Source organism: Actinomadura montaniterrae, assembly GCF_008923365.1.
In the GTDB taxonomy this organism is placed as follows: domain Bacteria; phylum Actinomycetota; class Actinomycetes; order Streptosporangiales; family Streptosporangiaceae; genus Spirillospora; species Spirillospora montaniterrae.
The window spans coordinates 1-2025 of sequence record NZ_WBMR01000453.1; the positions used below are offsets into that span (position 1 = coordinate 1).

The window sequence follows — 2025 nt, forward strand, 5'->3', positions numbered from 1 at the left end:
GTCCGGGCCGCCGGGTCGGGCTCGGCCTGGCGGTCGTCGCGGCGGCGGCGGGCGCCGCGGTCGCGCTCCCGATCGTCACCGGCGGGGGCGAGGCCAGGGCCAACGCGGTCGAGCTGCGGCGGGACGGCGCCGTCGCGGTACACGTGCGCGAGTTCTCGCACCCCGAACGGGTCGAGCGGAAGCTGCGGGGCTTCGGGATCCCGGCGGAGGTGCAGTTCCTGCCGAGCGGCAAGAAGTGCAAGCCGGGACGGGCGCACTGGATCTACGACGGGTCGGCCGACCGCGTGTTCGGGACGATCCCCAAGGAGCTGAACGAGAGCGCGACGCTGATCTACCCCAAGCGCCTCAAGCCGGGGCAGACCGTCGTCCTGGACGTGTGGGCGCTGCTCGGCAAGGACGGCGAGATGAAGTCGAGCGTCCTGAACGAGAAGGTCGCGCAGGGCCGGGTCGGCGCGTGCGTCGTGGTGCCGGGCGGCCCCGAGGTCCACGAGAACTGGGCAGGCGACGGCCCGAACACCGTCGAAGACCCAAACGACTAACGAGTCCCTGACCCGCCCGGGCCGGACGACCGTTCCGGCCTACAGGGCGCCGCGACGCGACCAGCGCCGCGGCGCCCTCCGCATGCCCGGCGACCGCCGTGCCCGCGCACGGCCGCTTGCGCGATCACTTTGCCCCTAGATATCTTTAGAGCAAGTATTTTTGCTTCAAGGTATTTGGAGGACGGTGTGGCGGCAGGGCACGGTGCCGTGTTGCGCGTGGGCCTCATCGGGCACGGCGCGATCGGGTCGAGCGTGGCGGACGCGCTGCGCCGGGGCGTGGTCCCCGGGGCGGTCCTCGGCGGTGTCCTCACCCGCGGGCACACCGCGGCCACCGCGGCGCCGGCGGCCACCGCGGCTCCCGCAGCCCCGACGGCCCCCGCGACTCCTGCAGCCCCCGCAGCCCCCTCGGCTCCCGCGCGCGTGCGCGATCTGCGGGAGCTGCTCGCGTCGGCCGACGTCGTCGTCGAGGCGGCCGGCCAGCGGGCGCTGCGCGAGCACGGGCCGGCGGTGCTCGCCGCCGGACGCGACCTGCTCGCCGTGTCGGTGGGCGCGCTGGCCGACGAGGCGCTGTTCCGCGAGCTCACCCGGCCGGCCGCCGCCCGCTCCGGCCGGCTCCTGATCTGCCCCGGCGCCCTCGGCGGCCTCGACGCCGTCCGCGCGGCGGCGCTCGCCGGGCCGCCGGCGACCGTGCGGCTCACCTCGACCAAGGCCCCCGCCTCGCTGGTCCAGCCGTGGATGGACGGCGCCACGGCGGACCGGCTGCGGTCGCTGCGCCCGGGAGACGAGCCCGTCACCGTGTTCGACGGGGACGCCCGCGAGGCCGCGACCCGCTTCCCCCGCAACGCCAACGTGGCGGCGACGCTCGCGCTGGCGGCCGGCGACCGCGCGGACGTCCGCGTCCGCCTCGTCGCCGCCCCGGACGCCCGGCTGACCCGGCACGTCGTCGAGTTCGCGGGACCGCTGGGCGAGTACCGCTTCGAGCTCGCGAACCTCCCGGACCCCGCCAACCCGGCGACCAGCGCCCTCGTCGCCCCCGCGGTGCTGAGGTCGCTGGCCGACCTCGTCCCCGGCGTCGCTTGGCTGGTCGCGTGATCCGCGCCGGGAGGGTCGGCGGCATCGCGGTGCGCGACGCCGGCGGCGGCGCGACGCCCGTCCTGTGCCTGCACGGCATCGGCTCCAGCGCGGCCGGATTCGACGCGCTGAGCCGCCTGCTCGCCGGGCGGCTGCGCGTCATCGCCTGGGACGCGCCGGGCTACGCCGCGTCCGACGACCCGCCCGGGGCGCCCGGGATGGACGGGTACGCCGACGCGGCCGCCCGCGTCCTGGACGGTCTCGGGATCCGCCGCGCCTCCGTCCTCGGCACGTCCTGGGGCGGGGTGATCGCGACCCGGTTCGCCCTCCGCCATCCGGACCGGCTGGACGCCCTCGTCCTCGCCGACTCCACCCGCGGCTCCGGGACCGCGCCCGCGAAGGCCGCGGCCATGCG

The 2025-nt window shown here is 77.0% G+C and carries 3 protein-coding genes; all 3 read left to right on the forward strand.

All coding sequences use genetic code 11. From position 1 onward, the window contains the following. On the forward strand, positions 1-539 hold a 539-nt coding region (locus F9B16_RS52145; protein ID WP_192809416.1), incomplete at its 5' end, for a hypothetical protein. Between the two features lie 216 nt (positions 540-755). After that, a complete protein-coding gene (locus F9B16_RS50205) occupies positions 756-1631 on the forward strand; it encodes an aspartate dehydrogenase domain-containing protein (RefSeq protein ID WP_225992691.1) in 876 nt (291 codons plus the stop codon). Beyond that, positions 1628-2025, forward strand: a 398-nt coding sequence (locus F9B16_RS50210) for an alpha/beta fold hydrolase (protein ID WP_225992690.1), incomplete at its 3' end; no start/stop codon positions are given. The genes F9B16_RS50205 and F9B16_RS50210, both read left to right, overlap by 4 nt.